The following is an 18,133-nucleotide window of genomic DNA, read 5'->3' on the forward strand; positions in this document are numbered from 1 at the left end:
GAACCTCCTGTAATATGGTTAGTCATGTAATTTATATGTTGTCGTTTTTTGTTCTGTTGCCTGCTGTTATCTCAGCTTGATTTCCCGCATCTGCTGAGGACCTGTCACAATCAGCGTATCCGGCATACGCCCCTTTCGGATTTTGGAAACTGCAAAATCAAAGGTAGCATACAGCTTCTCTACGCCTGCGGTATTAAAGATCCTGCACGAATCCTCATTATACAAAATAATCAGATCTCCGTCAATATCCGCATGGGTATATTCATAGTTAAATTCCCGTGTAAATACTGGTGTTCCGTCTTTTTCATATACCATAAGACGCCGCGAATACTCTCCTGTTGTATTCTGCGCAATAACGGCTGCATACTCATCAGAGGAGAACACACTCTGGATTTCTTCCTCTACAGTTACCTGTGTTATCAGCTCCGGTGACGCCAGGTTTCTGGAAGTAAAAAAGCTCAATCCGTTTCCGGAAAATGCACAGGAATACGGCGCTTCCATATATGTTACCTCAGGAACCATAGTTCCTGCAAAAATATCATCAAAGCCGCCTACCAGACGGTTCGGAACACTTTTTCCCACTTCGGAGAAATCATAAAATACCACTCTGGAACGCAGTTCTCCGCTTTCAATATAGGCGTAGGAACACATCAGCTGAGTTCCGTCCTGAGAAAGGGAAATATCCATAGGATACCCATCTCCTCCCATAACAGTTTTCACTGTTACCTCCAGCTGAGTTCCGTCTCTTCGGAAAAATACAATATAGCTGGATGTGCTGTCCTCCAGTACTGCCGCAGTGATTCCAGTGGCCGAAATGGCGACTCTGGTAATCGGAAGAACGGTAGAAGCCTGTCCTACCCGCCCGTTCTCTCCGCAGATATAAATGCTGTTTCCCTGCCTGTCTGCAATAACCGCATAGGCGCCATTGACTGCTACTATGGGATTTTTCATCTCAAAGCTTTCTGTCCAGACGCTTTTTCCTTTGGCATCTATATAAGAAGCCCCGTCCTTGGTGTACTTCAGGACATTGGAACCAAAGCTTTCATATCCAACCAGGCTTCCCTGGTTTAAATCTGCCTGCCATACGGTCTCATAGCTGGTATAGCTGTAATTTCTCTGATAATAAAACCAGCCGCCGGCCGCACCTCCTAAAAGCAGCACAACTGCTGCCGCTGTCAGCAGCCTTCGGCCTCTGGCCTTCTTCAGCGCCCTGCGGGCCGCTTCTTCCCCATCCTCTTCATAAGGCATCGGACGGTTCTGCTGCCGCTGGCGTCCCTGCGGCTCCGAATAGCTGCCCTGTCCGCCGGAGCTGCTTTTCTCTTCTGACCAGACGGGATTAGTCACTACCCTCTGGCGCAGCCGCTGCTTTTTATTTTCCCGGCTCATAGAGTTAAAATCACTCATTATTTTTTTCTCCTGAAAAATGAACATACTTAATTTAAGTATACCTCATTTTAAAGTGTGGGTAAAGAAGTTTTGCTGTCTGCACACAAGATACCCAAAAATAACAAAGCAGCCCTTTAATTCCCGACTGCCGGAAGATAAAGCTCCTGCCCTGCAGACAGTCTGTTTTCATCAGCCAGCCCGTTCCACTGGCAGATCTGTCCTATTGGTTCCATGCTGCGATAACGTTCCATACAGATTCCGTAGAGCGTTTCCCCCTTTTTTACCGTATACTGCACTGCATCCGCCGGAATTTGAACCGGAGCTGCCTCCTGTAAAGCTGATGTCCCGGTTCCAGCATTTGCTCCCTGTGCATCCGATGCTCCTGTTCCTGCATTTGCTCCCTGTGCATCCGATGCTCCCGTTCCTGCACCTCTATCCTGCGTATCCGATGTTCCCGTTCCTGCACCTCTATCCGGTGCATCCAAGGCTGCTGCTCCCGTTTCTGCAGCCGCTCCGGCATTTTCCGGAAACGACTCCCCGCTTCCTGTACCAGCTGCAGTGGCATTTCCTCCCATTCCATTTGCCAAAACAGAATTCTGACCAGAAGCCTCTGCACTGCCCTCTGTCTCAATTACAATTCCTGCCTGCGTGGGATATACCTGTCCCGGCACCTCCTCTACCTCAACTTCCCCTCCATTTTCCCCTGTAGTCAGAGCGTTCGACCATTTCTGCCAGGTTCCCTCCGGAACCGCAGATGCAATTACCGTCTCCATTGCCTTCATTTTCTGATAATTATTAAAGCTGACTACACCACCAGCCAGCGCCAGTACCGCCAAGACACCACAGGCTGTTCCCAGCGCTCCAACCGCTGAACGCGTCCGAACCGCTTCTGTCTTTTTATCTTCCATCTTCTGTCGAAAATCACGGATCACCGTATCCCGGTTTCCTGTCTCTACCCGTCTGGCATCCTTGCGGGAAACCATATAATCCTGCATCATCTGATTTCGTTCATAATAAATGCAGTATCCCTGAAGACGATAAAAGCCGTCCTCTGATGCCATATAGACAGCCTCCTCTCCCTCCAGTCCACTGTTTAAATACATCAGCTGATGCTTTCCTGCAAAATACTGACCGTGCTGTTTCCAATAATTCAGAGGACTCAGAGTGCTCCCCTGTGTTCCGCATAAAAACCATCCCAGAATGCTCCGTTTGGGAAACATCTGCTCCATCACCTCATAGGCCCTTTTCCAGGCCTCCTCTGTAAATTCTACCTTTTGGCCTTCCCGGGCCACATTCTCCATTTCCAGCGCTCCGTCTGCAAACAGAAAAGGAATGCCGTCCTGAATCCGGCATTCTCCCACCAAAAGCCCCACCCGCAGATCCTGTCCGCCGGTGGGATACAGCCGTTTCAAATAAGTATTGACATAATCCTCTACATAAAGCTTCACCGCCTGATCCCGTTCCCCTATCTGCCGGATATTTTTCGGCAAACTGGGATAAGGGTTGTACAATTCTCCCATAATCTCACCCCACTGCTTATTTTTCTTCTATCTGAAAAATCATAACACAGTCCCGGTGTAGATTTTGTCAAATCGCGGCAGGAATTTCTAAAAACTGTTCGACAAAAAATATGCTGTTACTGATATAATCAGCCATTCGCATAACCACAGAAAGACGCACGCTCTGCAGCATCAGAGGGTCTGCATTTTTACACCCGCCTACAATGCCGGTAATAAAAATATCGCCTACCTCCTGTAAATCCTTGCATACTCCAAGTCCCGGACGCAGAGCGCCTCTGCCCAGAGTCACGCAGCCCACATGCTCTGCACTTCCCACAGAAGCATCTACAGCTACAATTACATGATTAGGGTAGCACCGCTCAATCATGGCAACTGACTGTTCCAGATTCATGGCATGGACAGGACGTTCCAGAGTTCCCACAATCTCCACTCTTCTGACCTTCTGTTCCTTTAGTTTATATCCAATCAGAGGGCCCAGACTGTCTCCTGTGGATCGGTCTGTTCCGATGCATAAAAACACAACCCCATCCCGGCATTCTTCTGCCCGCACCTCTTCAATCATCCTGTGAAGCAGTCTTCCGCAAAGCTCTGTATCCTCAGCCTGCCGGGAATCAAAATAATAGATCTCTCTGTCCGTTTTCCGGATTCTCTTCCATCTCACCTTCATGCCATTCCGCCTGTACTGTTTTTGTTATTCCTATTATAAGCAGAAAACAGAGAAATTATACTTTGGGAAAAAAGATACAAAAAGCAGGAGAAAACTCCGCTGCTCTTTCAGCTGAAAATTTTCTCCTGCTTCTTTTCCTAATATATAATTCTTACTGTATCCACACACCATTTTCATCTACAGTAAATCCGTCCGGTGTTACTGTGTTCTGATACAGTTCTCCCAAAGGCTTCTTTCCTGCCTCTCCATTCGAAGAAACAGGATTAAAATAATACCACTTTCCATCAATAGATACCCAGCCTGTTCTCATAGCTCCAGTTGCCGGATCCAGATAATATTTTCCAGCGCCCATATCCAGCCAGCCTGTATGCATTACATAGGTCGCAGGATCCAGATAATACCAGAAGCCGCCAATCAGCTGCCAGCCTTTGCATGCATAGCCATCTATATCAAAATAATACCATGCATCTGGAAGCTGTCCCCAGACGGAACGAACTCTGGTTCCATTGTTTCTCACAAATGTTCTGCCATAGTCTGTGTCTTCCCATCTGCCATCCAGCTGTTCGGTACGAACTACACTGGTGCTGATGGAATGTCTTCCTCCGCCGCTTCCTGAGGAAGAACCGCTGCCGCCGTGATCCGGCTCCTCTGGAGTATTCGGCTCCTCTGGAGTATCCGGTTTCTCTGGAGTATCCGGTTCTTCCGGCTTCTCGCCATTTTCCCAGCTTTCATAATTCTCCAGCAGCTGATCCGCCAGATCATTATCATAATAAGTTACCTCTGTTCTGGTTGCATACCAAATTAAATCATTTGACTTTGAGGCATTCCAGTCATTTACATATTTCTGATCTGGACGCTTTGGATCTACATCCGAATACAGCGGTTTAAATACCCCATTTTCATATTTATAATTGGCCGCCCATGTTCCTAATCCATCATCAGCATAACTGGTGTCCTCTACTCCTGGCTCATCATCACCCATCAGGAAAATATCATAACCATTCTGCATTGTATAATCCTGAATTACAACAGCTTCCTTATCTTCGATCTTTACATTCGCCAGCCAGTCTGTCGCTGCATCTACTGCCAGTTTTATGTTTTCCTGATCCTTTGTATAGTTGTCCATCAGATAATCAACAATATCTGCTGTCTCAATAGCGCTGACAGATTCTCTCTCATAGGTACGTCCCATGGTCATCTTTCCGTCCTCAGTATACTGAGATGCCCAACCAGATAACACTCCGTCAAATGTCAGCTGAGATGCCAGAATAAAACTGTCTCCCTTTTCAACTGCTTTCTTCAGCGCATCCTCTCCGGCTGCCGCCTTCACCTCACTCAAGGATTCATCAGATAAAACCCGGCGCAGGAGCCGCAGTACATCTGTTGTCGCATGATCGGTAAATACCACATTACCGCGGAAGCCCTTCGGATCAGAAGGATTCATCTGCCAGCCGCCGCAGGGATTCTGATAAGAAAGCAGATAGGAAACTCCCTTTTTCAGAACCTCCTGAGCATCGTCAGAACCATTTTCAGCTACTGCGTCAGCCAGATACGACAGAATAGAAACTGTCGCTCCTTTTTCCAACGTAGAATCTCCAACCAGGGTTCCTCTATGAGAAGCCAGTTCCTCCTGTTCCATATCTGTATTATCAGGAAGCAATGCAAAGCCGCCGTCTTCATTTTGGATTTCTGCCAGATTCTGCACCACCATATCACTGTATTCTGCTGTTTTATTTAAGAGACTATCAAAACGAATTCCACATCCCTCCGCTGCTGTTTTCAGAGACGGAACCTGCTCTCCATTAAAAATCGGAATTGCAGCATACAGACTTGCTACGCTGGAATCGTTTGCAAGCTGTGCCTGGAATTTTTCCAGAACATAATAAACCGGCAGATAAACCACCTCATATGCCTCGTCCAGATAGGTATTGTAGTCTGTATCCTGGACATTTACCTTTTTCGGCTCCTGCCCAGATTCCAGAGCGCCGCTTTCCTTTACCCCGTTAAAAATTACATCACGGGAACCCACAGTCATTTCCAGGGTATCGCCATTCATCGTAATGGCAATTTTATCCCCGTCCTCTGTGTAAACACCGCCAATCTGACGGAACATTTCTTTCATAGGAGCCATAAGCTTCTCGTATGTCTTTCCGCTGCCAGTTCCTACTGCATTGACATTTTCATCTGTCCAAATCCGATCATAATCATCAATCATAAACACCGGATCCTCTGCATTAAACCATACGCGGCGAACCGTCATATTTGAAAAATCATACTCTCCACGCACAACATGTGCTTCCTGCTTTGCCGCTGCCACGGAAAAACCGACTGCCATACAGGCTGCTCCCGCTAATACTGCGCCGGCAGCTATCTTTTTACCATTTCTTTTCATCATGCTTTCCTCCTGTTGTCTGCCTTTACTGTCTCTCGGCTGCGCACGATGGTGTCGCAAGCTCCGGTTTTTCTATGTTCTCATCTGTACTGCTTTCCGGAATAGAATCTTCATCCAGAATGTCCTCAACCCATTCTGCATCAGACGGAGATGCCAGCTCTTCCTCCAGGATCTCCTCTTTCTTCAGTTCCTCTGCCGGAATTTCTGTATAATTTTCCAGCGCATCCTGCCACTGCTTGTATCTCTTTTCTGCTTTATCCTGAATTCCCGTCTGAATAAAGCTGTATCCGCTACGGCGCTCATGACCTCCTACGTTGTGATCCAGTTTTGCAACTCCGTCGCGGCCTGCATAAATAGCATAAAAACCATCCAGCCCCTTATCCTGAAGACTTTCATAATAATCTCCAGTTGTATCGAGTCCATAGAAACGTCCATAGCTCTTATCACTGGTTCCTGTATATACATAACGTCTGTCTTTTCCCAGTTCACGAGTCCTGTCACTGACATTAACTGACTTAAAGCCCTCTACTCCAATCTGACTTGTCCAATGCACATAGCTTTCTACTGCATTCACTACCCGCTCATCTGGCTCTACAATGTTCGTTAAGACCTTCATAATTCCATCACTTTCAGATGTACTGATAGATGGAAGCTCAAAGCCTCTGCCCTGCGCCGGTTCATTCGTCTCTGGATCGTACTGCTGTCCCCAGCCGGTCAACTGTCCGTCAACCTCAATCTGGCTGTTCAGCGTAAATTCCAGAGCCTTGTCCCACATATTCTGAATTTCTTCTGGCTCAATTCCGTATTCCTCTACATAAGGATTGCTGTCGCCATCTGCCATTTCTTCCCGAACCCATGCAAAATCCTTACACAATTCAGAATCCATCAGGCCCTGTTCATGTGTCATGGCATAAATCAGGTTCATAATCGTAGTCATTGCATTATCATTGTATGTAATCTTTTTAAAATAGCCCACACCGTAAGGATAATACTGAGGCCATCCGCCCTCATCAGTCTGTGCTTCAATCATATAATTGACTGCTTTCCAGAAACCTTTTTCGATCACTGCCAGTTCATCCTCATAAGCAGCAAAGGATTCCGGATTTTCCCTTGCCACGCGAAGGAGACGGGCTAGGAATTTAATATGGCCTCCGGTCGCTCCATTGTCAAAGGTGGAATAGGCATGTCCGTACAGCTCTGCAAAACTGTCGCTCAGCAAATCATAATCCTTATTGGTTTTTCCCCATCCGCCATCATCATTCTGATATTTTTCATTTACCACTGACACTGCTGCCTGAATCAGATCGTCCTTTGCCTTCGTCTTCGAAGTGCTTGCAGGTGTTGCATTCGAACTGGAGGCAATCTTGCTCAGCTTATCATAAGAATAACTGTCCTTCTCCATTTTTTTCGTGGTATACTCTGACTTTTCATTAATCACAGGCTCAACTGCTGAATCTGTATAATAAAGCGCAAAAGCCATGATCAGACGGTGCATATCGTCATCCCAGCTTACATTTGCGCCCAACGCCTCTGCTGTAAACTTAACTGGCAGATAACAAACCATATAAGGATCTCCCTCTGGAGTCGTTTCACCCTCTATCTCCACAAAGTAGGGTTCCAATCCCTCTGGAATTGTCAGAGTTTCTTTTTCTCCATTTTTCTCCAATACAGCCTCACTGCCGCCTTCGCTCATGGTAAGCACCAGATCGTTGTATTTAATTACAATCTCTCCTGTGCCAGTGTCAAAGGTCAGGTCTGCCGCAATATCTGCCAGAGAATGTTTCAGCGGCGCCATCATTCCCTCTGGATTTCCTGGACCATATTTCATTTCTGCACCAATCAGAAGTCCCTTTTCCATTTCCTCAGGCGCAAATTTTCCGCTTCCACTCTTAGTATATCGATTTGGCTCCAGTTCTGGAATTGCAAGAAATTTAATAACCAAATTTCGAAGGGGAACTGACTCTCCCATAGCCGGCGGCTTATCCTTTCCATTTTCCGCCAAAATGGTCATCGTTCCAACTCCTCCAGCCAGCACACTTCCCGTAAGTAATAATGCTAATATTGCTTTTTTTCCTTTTTTCACTTGGTGTCCCTCTCTTACTGTCATATTTTCCATAAGGGATGCTTTTTGGCAAATTCCCCCCCACAGTTACGGCTTACCAGCTTCAGATCTGCAGCTCCTTATCTGGTATATTAATTCGTTATTTTCTTGCAAACGTTTGCAACCTTAATGACAGCTTACTTATAACTCTTTTTGCAAAATAATGCAATGAAAATCTTATTTCTATTCCTATTTTCTCCAATTTTTACAATTTTCTTTTTAAATTTTTGTATATATTTTTTCTTTAATTTTTTTAATCACAGTTCTATCAACCATAAATTTTTTATATTTATTCAAACAATGCTTTTTTTATGCAAAACAAAAAGATCCTTTCTGCACTGCCGCTGTCATTTCCGGCCCTCGCCTTTTTCAAGGCTGCAAAAAAGATCTTTTTTACTCTAACAGCGTTTCAGCTGTCGCTGTTTTTATAAACCTCAATCGCCTCACTCACACTGGATGCCCGTCCCTGACGGACAAGCTCTGACAAATCACTGATTTTAAATGGATCCAAAAACTCCCGGCCCAGATGGCTTCCATACTCCTCTGCAATCTTCAGGCGTCCCTCTTTTACCCGAACTGACGTATCCCGAAGCTGACTCTGTACATCTTCAAACTGATCTTTCAGCCCGTTTAGCTTTTCCTGATAAGTATGCTCGATTTCATCCTGAAGAATATTTTTTGTAACCGTCTCAAAGGTATGAAGAACATCCTTCTTTCTGGCAGATACCTCATTTAACTCCTGCTGAAGGCGGGCAATCTCGTCATCAAATTTTTCCAAATTGTAAATTGCCTCATTGCGATCCTTGCGGATTGTTGATGTAATCACCTGAATCTTCCTGTCATTGGCATGAATCTGATCCAAGATCTGACGGCCCTCCCGCAGAATCTCCATATACTGCAGCTTTGTATGATTGCCGATGGTCATATAAAGCCCACCTGGTATCAGCAATATCCCAGCATAAATTCCCACTAAATATAAAACCTTCTGCTGAGGAAGCATCAGATAAATCCCCCAGGGCAGTCCCACAAATAAAACTGTCATAAACAACAGCAGAATCAAAAATTCTTTTGCCCATCGCGGAAAATACAGACTGTAATAAATTCTGGTGCGGCAAAAGCTTGGTACATGTCCCCGGCGAAAACTGGATTTCATTCGTTCCCGCAGTTCCTTATTATACGCATGAAGCTCTGAAGTTTCATCTGCTATCCGTTCCTTCACTCCCTGGCTTTTTGCTTTTTCCCGTTTTACCCTTGCCTTTTTCAGTAAATCCTGAGCCTTATTAATCTCCGCATCGTAGCTGGCACTGATCTCCTGTCTGCGCTTTTTCACCGTTGCCTGAACAGCATCCGCCATCTGCTTTTGTTCTGCCTCAATCTCCCGTTCCAGCCGCTGACAGTCCTGCTCCATCTGCCGTTCACTGTCCTCTGCTACCGATAATTCTGAAACTGCTTCTCTGGCCTTTTCCAGAAACGCCAGACACTGCTCCCCCGTCTGTGGCATAGACAGTCCCTCCTTTGTATTTTATGCCATCCCTTTTCTAAAAATCTTCTTGTTTTTTCAGATAATTCTCTGTTTCTATTGTAGCAAGATTCCTGCCGGAACACAACTAGAAGAATAAAAGAAAAAAGACCCTGTACCATTTCTGGCACAGAGTCCTTATAATTCTTATTCGCAGGTGTACGGCATCAGAGCGATGTGACGTGCTCTCTTGATAGCAACAGTCAGAGCTCTCTGGTGCTTTGCACAGTTTCCGGTAATTCTTCTCGGAAGAATTTTACCTCTCTCAGAAACATATCTTTTCAGCTTGTTAGTGTCCTTGTAATCAATTACACCATTCTTATCACCGCAGAATACACAAACTTTTTTTCTTCTGCGAATGCCGCCTCTTCTTACTTTGGCGCCATCTGCTTTATCAGTCTTATTGAATGCCATTGGTACTGCCTCCTTCTCCAAATAATCCGTGTCTTCCAGACCAGGACGTCTGAGTCCTTAGTTGAAAGGCAAACCTTCATCTTCCACACCATCCGGAATGTTCATAAATCCATCGCCGATTGCGCTGGACGGAGCCGGTCTGGATGTGGGCTGATAGCCGTATCCACCGTTGTCGCCTGCATTGCCTGCTGCGCCCTTGCTGTCTGCAAACTCCTGATCATCCACGATGATGTCTGTGGTATAAACTCGCTGACCTTCTTTGTTGGTATAACTGCCAGTCTGAATACGTCCAGACACCAGAACACGCATACCCTGACGGAAATACTTCTCTGCAAACTCACCAGCTCTGTCAAATGCGACAATGTTGATAAAGTCTGCGGTCTGCTCATTTCCATCCTGATTTCTGCGGCCTCTTCTGTCTACTGCAAGCGTATATCTTGCAATCGCCATGGAACGCTCACCCTGGGAATATCTCACTTCCGGGTCTCTGGTCAGTCTGCCCATAAGAATTACTCTATTCATACCATCACTCTTCCTTTTTTACTGGTCGTCAGTATTGATCTATTACTGCTCGTCCTGCTTAACGCAAAGATATCTGATAACCGGCTCCATGATACGAACGTGTGCTTCCACTTCGTTAGAGCAATCGGAATTCTCAGCCTCGAACTTGATGAAGTAATAGAAAGCTTCTTTCATCTTCTGGATCTCGTAAGCAAGTCTCTTCTTACCCCAGTCATCCACGTTGGTTACAGTGCCACCGAAGCGGGTGATATAACCCTGTACCTTCTCCAGTGCTGCAGCTCTCTCTTCGTCTTCGAGTTTTGCGCTCAGAACAACTGCTAATTCGTATTTGTTCATTGCTTTACCTCCTTGTGGTCTCTGGCCCTTGACTTCAGTTTCAAGAGCAAGGATTATTGTGTCACGGATTACTATTCTAACAGAAACTGCAGATAAATGCAAGCACTATTTTCCCTGTTTTCTCAGGTTTTTTCAGGTTTTTCCGGCTTTCGCAGTCCTCTCGTGTTTTTTTCCACCATTTTCCTCTCCGCCATCACCTGATGACCGCAGCCTTCGCATTTCAGCCGGAAATCAGCGCCTACCCGGAGAATTTCCCATTCCTGACTCCCGCAAGGATGGGGCTTCTTCAATTTAACAATATCTCCGACCTTATAATCCCACTTTTTTTCCATTGCTTTCTCCCCCTTGTCGCCTATGACAGCAGACCCGGATCCTCTCCCAGAATCTCATCAATCCTTCTCAACTCCTGCTCGGTAAATTCCAGACGGTTCAGCGCTGCCACATTATCCTCCAGCTGGCCGGCGCTGCTGGCTCCTACCAGAACGCTGGTCACCTCAGGCCGCCGCAAAACCCAGGCCAGTGCCATCTGTGCCAGAGTCTGACCCCGTCCAGCTGCAATCTCATTTAAAAGACGAACCTTTTCAAGACGCTCTTCTGACAGATAGCGTCCCTCCACTGTGGTTCCCTTGCGGGCTGCCCGGGACCCTTCTGGAACACCCTTTAAATACTTATCCGTCAGAGAGCCCTGAGCCAGCGGACTGTAGGCGATACAGCCCACGCCCTTCTCATCCAGCACACCAAGAAGCCCGTCCTCAGTCCAGCGCTCAAACATATTGTAGCGAGGCTGATGAATCAGACAGGGAACTCCCATTTCTTTTAACATATCAATGGCTGCCGCCGCTTCCTCTGCCTTGTAATTGGAAATTCCCACATAAAGAGCCTTTCCCTGTCGTACCATATCGGCCAGAGCCCCCATAGTTTCCTCCAGAGGCGTCTCCGGATCCGGACGATGATGATAAAAAATATCCACATAATCCAGCTTCATCCGTTTCAGGCTTGCATCCAGGCTGGACATCAGATACTTTCGGGATCCCCAGTTTCCATAGGGACCTGGCCAGAAATCATAGCCTGCCTTTGTAGAAATCATCATCTGCTCCCGATACTCGGCCATATCCTCATGCAGGATTTTTCCAAAGTTTTCCTCTGCCAGTCCTCTGGCCGGCATTCCATAATTATTAGCCAAATCAAAATGAGTAATTCCCAGATCAAACGCCCGGAAAATTATTTTTTTCTGCTCCTCCAGGGGCTTTTCCAATCCAAAATTCTGCCACAGTCCCAGTGAAATCAGCGGAAGCAGAATTCCACTTCTTCCACATCGTCTGTACTCCATTTTCTCGTAACGTGTTTCATCAGCCTGATACATAATCATTTCTTTCCTTTCCTGCCTGCTTATGATGTATTTCTTAGAATGTCCCACAATCAAAGCTGCCATCGATTTCTAAACCTGTTCCGGCACACCTCAATTCTGCTGCCGATTTCTAAACCTGTTACGGCACGCCCCAATTCTGCCGCCAGTTTCCTAAACCTGCCCCAGCACTTCTCCGATTTTACCACTGATTACCAAATCAGCTCTGCTGTCCATGGGCGTTACTGACTTATTAATCAGTACCAGGCGGTTTCCCTGATAATAGTCAATCAGACCTGCCGCCGGATACACAGTCAGAGACGTTCCGCCAATGATCAGAACCTCTGCCTGACGGATATACATAACCGCTTTCTGAAGAGTTTTCTGCTCCAGCCCCTCCTCATACAGAACCACATCCGGCTTGATGATTCCTCCGCAGGAGCATCTGGGCACACCGTCCGCAGCCATCACATCCTCCAACGTGTAAAATTCCCCGCATCTGGTGCAGTAATTTCTATGTACAGAACCGTGCAGTTCCAAAACCGCTCTGCTTCCCGCCGCCTGATGAAGCCCGTCAATATTCTGGGTAATTACCGCGCGCAGCTTTCCCTGTTCCTCCAGTCTGGCTAAAGCCAGATGAGCCGCATTGGGCTTTGCATTGGGAAACAGCATTTTATTTTTGTAAAAACGGTAAAATTCCTCGGGATTTCTCCTGTAAAAGGTGTGACTGATAATCGTCTCCGGCGGATAATCATACTGCTGATTATAGAGACCATCTACACTTCTAAAATCTGGTATGCCGCTTTCTGTCGATACACCGGCTCCGCCAAAAAATACAATATTGTCACTCTCCCTGATCCACTGCTTTAACTGTTCCAATTCCTGCATATGCTTCATCCCCCTTCTGCAGGTCTCTCACACCGCTCCTGCGCTTCTGGCAGCCCGCATCCTTCTCAGCTGCCCATTCCTACACAACCTCGTCCAGAAATACCCCCTGAAGAGGCTGTACCAGTTCAGCCCAGGGCTCTGCCGCCTTCGGCAGCTCATAGCCAAACAGCCAGCTGGTAAGCTCTGTAATTGTCAGCCGCAGAAGCCCCTGCTTCTGTGTCCCGTCTGCCGTCTCCCTACAGGAGAACTGCCGGGCTTTTTCTTGGTCCACTTTCTCCAGACTGGAGCCGTCCTGCGTCAGATGCCATGTCCAAAGCCCCTGATTTTCCGGAATCAGGGGATCCTCAAGAAACAGGGAAATCTCAGTCTCCTGCTCTTCCCCCGCCTTCGGCGGTTTCCGGGCCACAGCCTTTACAAATTCCTCCGGAGAAATAATCCGCGCCATAATCGCAGGTCTTGGCTCTCCCTCCTGCTTCAAAAGTCCGTCCTCCGCATACAGGAGCCTCTGTTCCCTTTTTTCCAGCCCCCAGATGCCCTGAACACCAGCCATTCTGCCATCCTGATACAGAGCCTCTAAAACACCGTTTTCGCTGGATAGCTCTTCCAGAAGCATAGTGACATAATTTTCATCCCGAAGAGAAAATACCTGATACCTCTCCTGCAGCCACTGATTCATCCACCTGGCAGTCTCTCCTATCAGCTCTGCCGCATTTTTCCGATTCAGGCCGTTCTCCTTCAGACTCCATCTGGGCTGATCAAAAATATAAGTAAAACCAAAGGGCCGGTAAATCGCCTCAGCCGCTGGCATCAGAAAGCAAAAGGGCATTCCTTCCCTGCGCATATCCTCCATCATTCGCAAAAGAAGCCGGCGCATATATCCTCTGTGACGCCTGTTTTTCCGAGTAGCCACCCCCACCAGATAGTCAACGCTCCAGATACAGGACCCCGCCTGAATCTCATAAGGATTCAGCTGAATCATTGACTCAATCGAGGCAGCGCTGACCCCTTCCTCATCTGTACACAAAGCTAGAATTCTATTTTCTCTTATTTTCTCACTGAAATAATAATCATCAAAGGAACGGGAATCCTCCGGAAAAGCCTCTTCCCACAAATCGCGGCTCAATCCCCGTTCCTCTTCTGTCAGATACCTGATCATTTAATCCTCCGGTACAAAATTCTTCTGTTCAATCAGATATTTCCGCGCAAAGCCGCAGGGATTGTAGGACATTTTCGCCCGGCGCAGTCCCTCCTGCCCCAAATCATCCTCCCGGTTTACCAGCTTTACGTCCGGAAATTCGTGAATCAAAAACTGCTGGTTAATAAACTGGTACAGGCCTCGGATTTCCGGATTGGCTTTTTCAATATGGATAATCGCCATATCCTCCAAAGGATTGTAGCTTCCAATCGTAAAGGCCTCCAGCTGTCCGTCAATATATACACCGGACATCCGGACATTCAGGAAGGAACAGTTTTTCAGAATTTCGTGAATTCCTGCCACCTCATAGTCCAGGTGATCCTCCACATCATCTCCCTTTTGCTCTCTCCACTTATCCAGGAATGTCCATACATCTCCTCTGTCCGAGCAGCACAGACGGCGGTATTCATATCGGCCCTCGTATTCCTTTAAAAACGCATTCAAATGGTTTTTCTTCTTGTGGAGCTTCTTTCCGGAAAGCCGGCGGAGAGCCTCTCCGTCATAAAGGTAATCCTTCAGATCTTCCTGCTCTGTTACTGTAAAATCTTCTGATTCTCTCAGCTTCAGATAATCCACCGCTTCCTCATCTGCCAGATAAATTTTAAAAGGTATTTTCAGCACCTTATTAAAATATTCCACAATCTCATTAAAATAGTGCGGCAGATCCTCCTCTTTACACATTGGCATGGCGCTGTGCTTTACGCCGTTTTCCTCCATCAGCCACTGGATTGCTTTCCCGTCACGGATTGCAAATTCTACATGATAATAATAACGCCATATGAAGCTGTCCAGCGCTACACTGTCACAGGTTTTATTTGGGCGCTGACAAAATAACGGTGTCATCTCCATAATGTCTTCTGCTTCAACAGGCTTAAATTTCAAATCCATTGTTCTATTTCCCTTCTGTAAACTGTTAAGGCCCCCCAATCCCCACTCTTAATTTCCGCTGGTAGGAATAAACTGTGCAATCCGGCCTGCAAACTCTGCGATATTCTGTGTCTGAAGCACTACCCGTCCCGGACCGGTCAGCTTTGTCAGAAACAGCCCCTCTCCGCCAAAAAAGATATTGCCCAGCCCCTTCACCGTTTCAATCTCATATCTTACAGAGCGGTCAAACGCAACTACATTTCCAGTATCTACCTTCAGAACCTCCCCTGGCTCCAGATACCGGTCTACCATATCTCCGTCAATTTCCAGAAATACCATACCCTTTCCGCTGATATCCTGCAGAATGAAGCCCTCTCCGCCAAACAGGCCAGAGGAAAACTTCTTACTGAGCGCAATCTTTAACTGAACGCCGTCCTCTGCGCATAAAAAGGCTCCTTTCTGACAGATCATTCCTCCTGTTGCCGTCACATCCAGAGGTAAAATCCTTCCTGCAACGGTAGATGCAAAGGCAATGGTTGCCCCAGGCCGCTGAGCCCGGTAGGTTGCCATAAACAGAGACTCACCAGCAAACATTCTGCCCAGTCCCTTCATAAAACCGCCTCTTGTATTGGTGGCCATCTCAATTCCGTCGCTCATCCAGGCCATTCCTCCGGACTGCGTATACATGCATTCTCCTGGTACATCAAACATCACTTCCACTGCTGGCATAGTGTCACCGATAATTCGATATTTCATTCCCGTTTCCGCCGCTCAAAAAGTATTGAGCTGGCTCTCCTTTCCTGGTATTTTTATTATTTTGTTTACCGTCCTCTCATTCTCAGCCAGGATGCAATCTCCCGCATTCTGGGCAGAGCTGCCTGAAACAGCATTTTGTAAGACGGACAGAAGTAATTCAGCCCCAGCCGTCCAGTCTCATCCAGCTGCCGGTTTCTTCTGCATCCGCCCCGGCAAAGATAACCATATTCGCAGGTTCTGCACTCTTCCTTGTTTTCCAGAGATTCTTCCATAAACCGAAGTTCTCTTCCCCGTTCATACAGCTGCTCCAGAGAATTCTCCCGAATGTTGCCCAGACGATACTGATCAATTACATAAAAGTCACAGGGATACACACTTCCATCAGCCTCCACCACATTTTGAATGCTGCAGCAGCCCCGCTGATCGCAGGCCTCCGGCGTATAGCCCATCAGGATTCCAATATAATTGTCAAACATCCGGATACTGGTCTGTGTGCCCTTCTGCCAGTCCAGATACCAGAGATCAAATAATTTCACCAGAAATTCTCCGTATATCTCCGGTGTCAGAGAATACTCTCTCTGTCCCGGCGTCTCTCCCAGAGGATCCAGACAGGCAATAAACTGCAGATAATGCCAGTTGTGTTTTTTGTAAAAGTCATAGATTCTTCCAATCCGTTCCGCTGTCCGGCGGTTTACTACGGTCAGAATATTGTACTCTACCTTTTTCCGGTCAAACAGCTCCAGCGTTTTCATGATTTCCCCGAAGGTGCCCTTTCCTGATGCATGAATCCGGTAGGCGTCGTGAGTATGTACGATACCATCCAGGGAAACTCCCACCAAAAAATGATTCTGGGACAGAAATTCCGCCCACTCCTCTCCCAGGCCATATCCATTTGTCTGAATGGAATTGTGAATCGGAACATTTTTTATATTGTACTTCTGCTCATACTCCAGAAGCCTTTTATAAAAATCCAGACCTACCAGGGTCGGCTCTCCCCCCTGAAATGCAAATCCGCAGCTGCCGTCGGCAAATTCCAGAACCCGCTTTACCAGAATCTCCAGAGTTTCTTCTGACATAAATCCGTAGTTGGCAGTTTCCCGCTTTTCCATTTCATCGCAGTAAAAGCAGTATCTGCACCGCAGATTGCAGTTTCCGGAAGAGGGCTTGATTAATATATTTACTGGTGGCATATCCATATCCTTCTTTCTAGTCTGTTTTTCTGTCTGTGTTGTATCTGCCTGTCCAGGGGTTATTTCTCCAACCGGCTTTGAACCAGGGCCTCAATCTCTTCCCTCTCTGCCATCACCTTCAGCGCACCCCGGCGGGTTGTAATCAGAGAAGCTCCTGCATTGGCAAAGGTCAGCATCTCCCTTAACCGCTGCTCATTCAGCCCCTCCATGCCATACTCCAGAACTCCGTTCAGCACACAGGCCGTAAAGGTATCTCCTGCTCCGGTGGTTTCGATCGTTGCTTCCTGAAGAAACGGCTCTGCCGTAACAAACAGATCTTTATAAAACGCCATGCTACCATTAGGGCCAAGGGTTACAAACATCAGCGGAATTCCGTATTTTTCCCGGAGAATTTCTGCGCCCTTTCTATAGTCTGTTTCTCCGGTCATAAATTCCACTTCGTTATCTGAAATTTTCAGAATATCGCACCGAGACAGTCCATAGGAAATTGCCTCTCTGGCATCCTCCAGGCTGGCCCACAGCGGCTCTCTCAGATTCGGATCAAAGGAAATCAGGGCGCCTGCCTCTTTGGCACAGTCAATGGCATAGCAGGATGCCTCTCTTACACCAGGATGAGTAAAGGACAGGGTTCCAAAATGGAAAATCCTGGAGCCAGCAATCCTCTCCTTCTGAACCTCCTCCTTTGTCAGCATCATATCAGCTCCCGGATTCCGGTAAAAAGAAAAATCACGATCTCCGTTGGGCAGCTTGTGAACAAAGGCCAGGGTTGTATGTACCTGATCATCCAGAATCAGATTTCCAGAATCAATCCCCACTCCTTCTATGGTTTCCTTCAGCATCCGGCCAAAATTGTCATTTCCCACCTTACCGATAAAAGAAGTCCTTCTGCCCAGCTTGCAAAGCATAGCCAGCACATTGCAGGGCGCGCCTCCGGGATTAGCCTCCAACAGAGGATTTCCCTGACTGCTGATGCCGTTTTCTGTAAAATCAATCAGAAGCTCGCCAAGAGCTGTTACATCAAACACCTTTTCCATC

Annotated in this window: 17 protein-coding genes; all 17 read right to left on the reverse strand. The window is 47.0% G+C overall.

Going from position 1 to position 18,133, the window contains the following annotated elements:
• Positions 1-66: 66 nt before the first annotated feature.
• The 17 genes from ACESON_RS05935 to ACESON_RS06015 all read right to left on the reverse strand — a co-directional run bounded on the left by ACESON_RS05935 (position 67) and on the right by ACESON_RS06015 (position 18,132).
• A complete protein-coding gene (locus tag ACESON_RS05935; RefSeq protein WP_373108844.1) occupies positions 67-1,404 on the reverse strand; it encodes a DUF5711 family protein in 1,338 nt (445 codons plus the stop codon).
• A 116-nt stretch (positions 1,405-1,520) separates the two neighbouring features.
• The gene (locus tag ACESON_RS05940; protein ID WP_373108845.1) at positions 1,521-2,906 is read right to left on the reverse strand and encodes a LysM peptidoglycan-binding domain-containing protein; all 1,386 of its coding nucleotides are present in this window, start codon (positions 2,904-2,906) and stop codon (positions 1,521-1,523) included.
• A gap of 67 nt (positions 2,907-2,973) precedes the next feature.
• Positions 2,974-3,573 carry a spore protease YyaC gene (gene yyaC / locus ACESON_RS05945; RefSeq protein WP_373108846.1) on the reverse strand — a complete coding sequence of 200 codons (600 nt, stop codon included), beginning with the start codon at positions 3,571-3,573 and terminating at the stop codon, positions 2,974-2,976.
• Between the two features lie 151 nt (positions 3,574-3,724).
• Positions 3,725-5,968, reverse strand: a complete 2,244-nt coding sequence (locus ACESON_RS05950) for a pectate lyase (RefSeq protein ID WP_373108847.1) — start codon at positions 5,966-5,968, stop codon at positions 3,725-3,727.
• Positions 5,969-5,990: 22 nt separating this feature from the next.
• Positions 5,991-8,048, reverse strand: a complete 2,058-nt coding sequence (locus ACESON_RS05955; RefSeq protein ID WP_373108848.1) for a pectate lyase — start codon at positions 8,046-8,048, stop codon at positions 5,991-5,993.
• Between the two features lie 427 nt (positions 8,049-8,475).
• Entirely contained in the window at positions 8,476-9,567 is a 1,092-nt protein-coding gene (locus tag ACESON_RS05960; protein WP_177959407.1) for a cell envelope integrity protein TolA, read from the reverse strand.
• 165 nt (positions 9,568-9,732) lie between these two features.
• Entirely contained in the window at positions 9,733-9,999 is a 267-nt protein-coding gene (rpsR, locus tag ACESON_RS05965; RefSeq protein ID WP_177959406.1) for a 30S ribosomal protein S18, read from the reverse strand.
• Between the two features lie 57 nt (positions 10,000-10,056).
• Positions 10,057-10,521: a single-stranded DNA-binding protein gene (locus ACESON_RS05970; RefSeq protein WP_177959405.1), complete on the reverse strand. Its 465-nt coding sequence runs from the start codon at positions 10,519-10,521 to the stop codon at positions 10,057-10,059.
• Between the two features lie 42 nt (positions 10,522-10,563).
• Positions 10,564-10,857, reverse strand: coding sequence for a 30S ribosomal protein S6 (gene rpsF, locus ACESON_RS05975; protein ID WP_177959404.1), 294 nt, complete (start codon positions 10,855-10,857; stop codon positions 10,564-10,566).
• Positions 10,858-10,979: 122 nt separating this feature from the next.
• Positions 10,980-11,189: a DUF951 family protein gene (locus ACESON_RS05980; RefSeq protein WP_177959403.1), complete on the reverse strand. Its 210-nt coding sequence runs from the start codon at positions 11,187-11,189 to the stop codon at positions 10,980-10,982.
• 20 nt (positions 11,190-11,209) lie between these two features.
• Positions 11,210-12,220, reverse strand: coding sequence for an L-glyceraldehyde 3-phosphate reductase (mgrA, locus tag ACESON_RS05985; protein ID WP_373108873.1), 1,011 nt, complete (start codon positions 12,218-12,220; stop codon positions 11,210-11,212).
• Positions 12,221-12,376: 156 nt separating this feature from the next.
• The gene (locus ACESON_RS05990; protein WP_373108849.1) at positions 12,377-13,090 is read right to left on the reverse strand and encodes an NAD-dependent protein deacylase; all 714 of its coding nucleotides are present in this window, start codon (positions 13,088-13,090) and stop codon (positions 12,377-12,379) included.
• 79 nt (positions 13,091-13,169) lie between these two features.
• Positions 13,170-14,246: a GNAT family N-acetyltransferase gene (locus ACESON_RS05995; protein WP_373108850.1), complete on the reverse strand. Its 1,077-nt coding sequence runs from the start codon at positions 14,244-14,246 to the stop codon at positions 13,170-13,172.
• Positions 14,247-15,173, reverse strand: a complete 927-nt coding sequence (locus ACESON_RS06000; protein WP_177959748.1) for a phosphatidylglycerol lysyltransferase domain-containing protein — start codon at positions 15,171-15,173, stop codon at positions 14,247-14,249.
• Between the two features lie 48 nt (positions 15,174-15,221).
• Positions 15,222-15,908 (reverse strand): TIGR00266 family protein, encoded by a 687-nt coding sequence (locus tag ACESON_RS06005; protein WP_177959749.1) that lies wholly within the window; start codon positions 15,906-15,908, stop codon positions 15,222-15,224.
• Positions 15,909-15,973: 65 nt separating this feature from the next.
• Positions 15,974-17,098 (reverse strand): anaerobic sulfatase maturase, encoded by a 1,125-nt coding sequence (locus ACESON_RS06010; RefSeq protein ID WP_177959750.1) that lies wholly within the window; start codon positions 17,096-17,098, stop codon positions 15,974-15,976.
• 59 nt (positions 17,099-17,157) lie between these two features.
• Positions 17,158-18,132 carry a carbohydrate kinase gene (locus ACESON_RS06015; protein ID WP_373108851.1) on the reverse strand — a complete coding sequence of 325 codons (975 nt, stop codon included), beginning with the start codon at positions 18,130-18,132 and terminating at the stop codon, positions 17,158-17,160.
• Between the last annotated feature and the right edge of the window lies 1 nt (position 18,133).

The sequence above is a fragment of the Lachnoclostridium sp. Marseille-P6806 genome (assembly GCF_964238185.1).
In the GTDB taxonomy this organism is placed as follows: domain Bacteria; phylum Bacillota; class Clostridia; order Lachnospirales; family Lachnospiraceae; genus Brotaphodocola.

Bases quoted from the DNA above. Each gene is read 5' to 3' on its own strand.
- ACESON_RS05935 (WP_373108844.1), bottom strand. From the start codon at position 1,404: ATGAGTGATTTTAACTCTATGAGCCGGGAAAATAAAAAGCAGCGGCTG.
- mgrA (WP_373108873.1), bottom strand. From the start codon at position 12,220: ATGTATCAGGCTGATGAAACACGTTACGAGAAAATGGAGTACAGACGA.
- ACESON_RS06010 (WP_177959750.1), bottom strand. From the start codon at position 17,098: ATGCCACCAGTAAATATATTAATCAAGCCCTCTTCCGGAAACTGCAAT.
- ACESON_RS05980 (WP_177959403.1), bottom strand. From the start codon at position 11,189: ATGGAAAAAAAGTGGGATTATAAGGTCGGAGATATTGTTAAATTGAAG.
- ACESON_RS05990 (WP_373108849.1), bottom strand. From the start codon at position 13,090: ATGCAGGAATTGGAACAGTTAAAGCAGTGGATCAGGGAGAGTGACAAT.
- ACESON_RS05960 (WP_177959407.1), bottom strand. From the start codon at position 9,567: ATGCCACAGACGGGGGAGCAGTGTCTGGCGTTTCTGGAAAAGGCCAGA.
- ACESON_RS05995 (WP_373108850.1), bottom strand. From the start codon at position 14,246: ATGATCAGGTATCTGACAGAAGAGGAACGGGGATTGAGCCGCGATTTG.
- ACESON_RS05970 (WP_177959405.1), bottom strand. From the start codon at position 10,521: ATGAATAGAGTAATTCTTATGGGCAGACTGACCAGAGACCCGGAAGTG.
- ACESON_RS06005 (WP_177959749.1), bottom strand. From the start codon at position 15,908: ATGAAATATCGAATTATCGGTGACACTATGCCAGCAGTGGAAGTGATG.
- yyaC (WP_373108846.1), bottom strand. From the start codon at position 3,573: ATGAAGGTGAGATGGAAGAGAATCCGGAAAACGGACAGAGAGATCTAT.
- ACESON_RS05950 (WP_373108847.1), bottom strand. From the start codon at position 5,968: ATGATGAAAAGAAATGGTAAAAAGATAGCTGCCGGCGCAGTATTAGCG.
- ACESON_RS06000 (WP_177959748.1), bottom strand. From the start codon at position 15,173: ATGGATTTGAAATTTAAGCCTGTTGAAGCAGAAGACATTATGGAGATG.
- rpsR (WP_177959406.1), bottom strand. From the start codon at position 9,999: ATGGCATTCAATAAGACTGATAAAGCAGATGGCGCCAAAGTAAGAAGA.
- ACESON_RS05940 (WP_373108845.1), bottom strand. From the start codon at position 2,906: ATGGGAGAATTGTACAACCCTTATCCCAGTTTGCCGAAAAATATCCGG.
- ACESON_RS06015 (WP_373108851.1), bottom strand. From the start codon at position 18,132: ATGGAAAAGGTGTTTGATGTAACAGCTCTTGGCGAGCTTCTGATTGAT.
- rpsF (WP_177959404.1), bottom strand. From the start codon at position 10,857: ATGAACAAATACGAATTAGCAGTTGTTCTGAGCGCAAAACTCGAAGAC.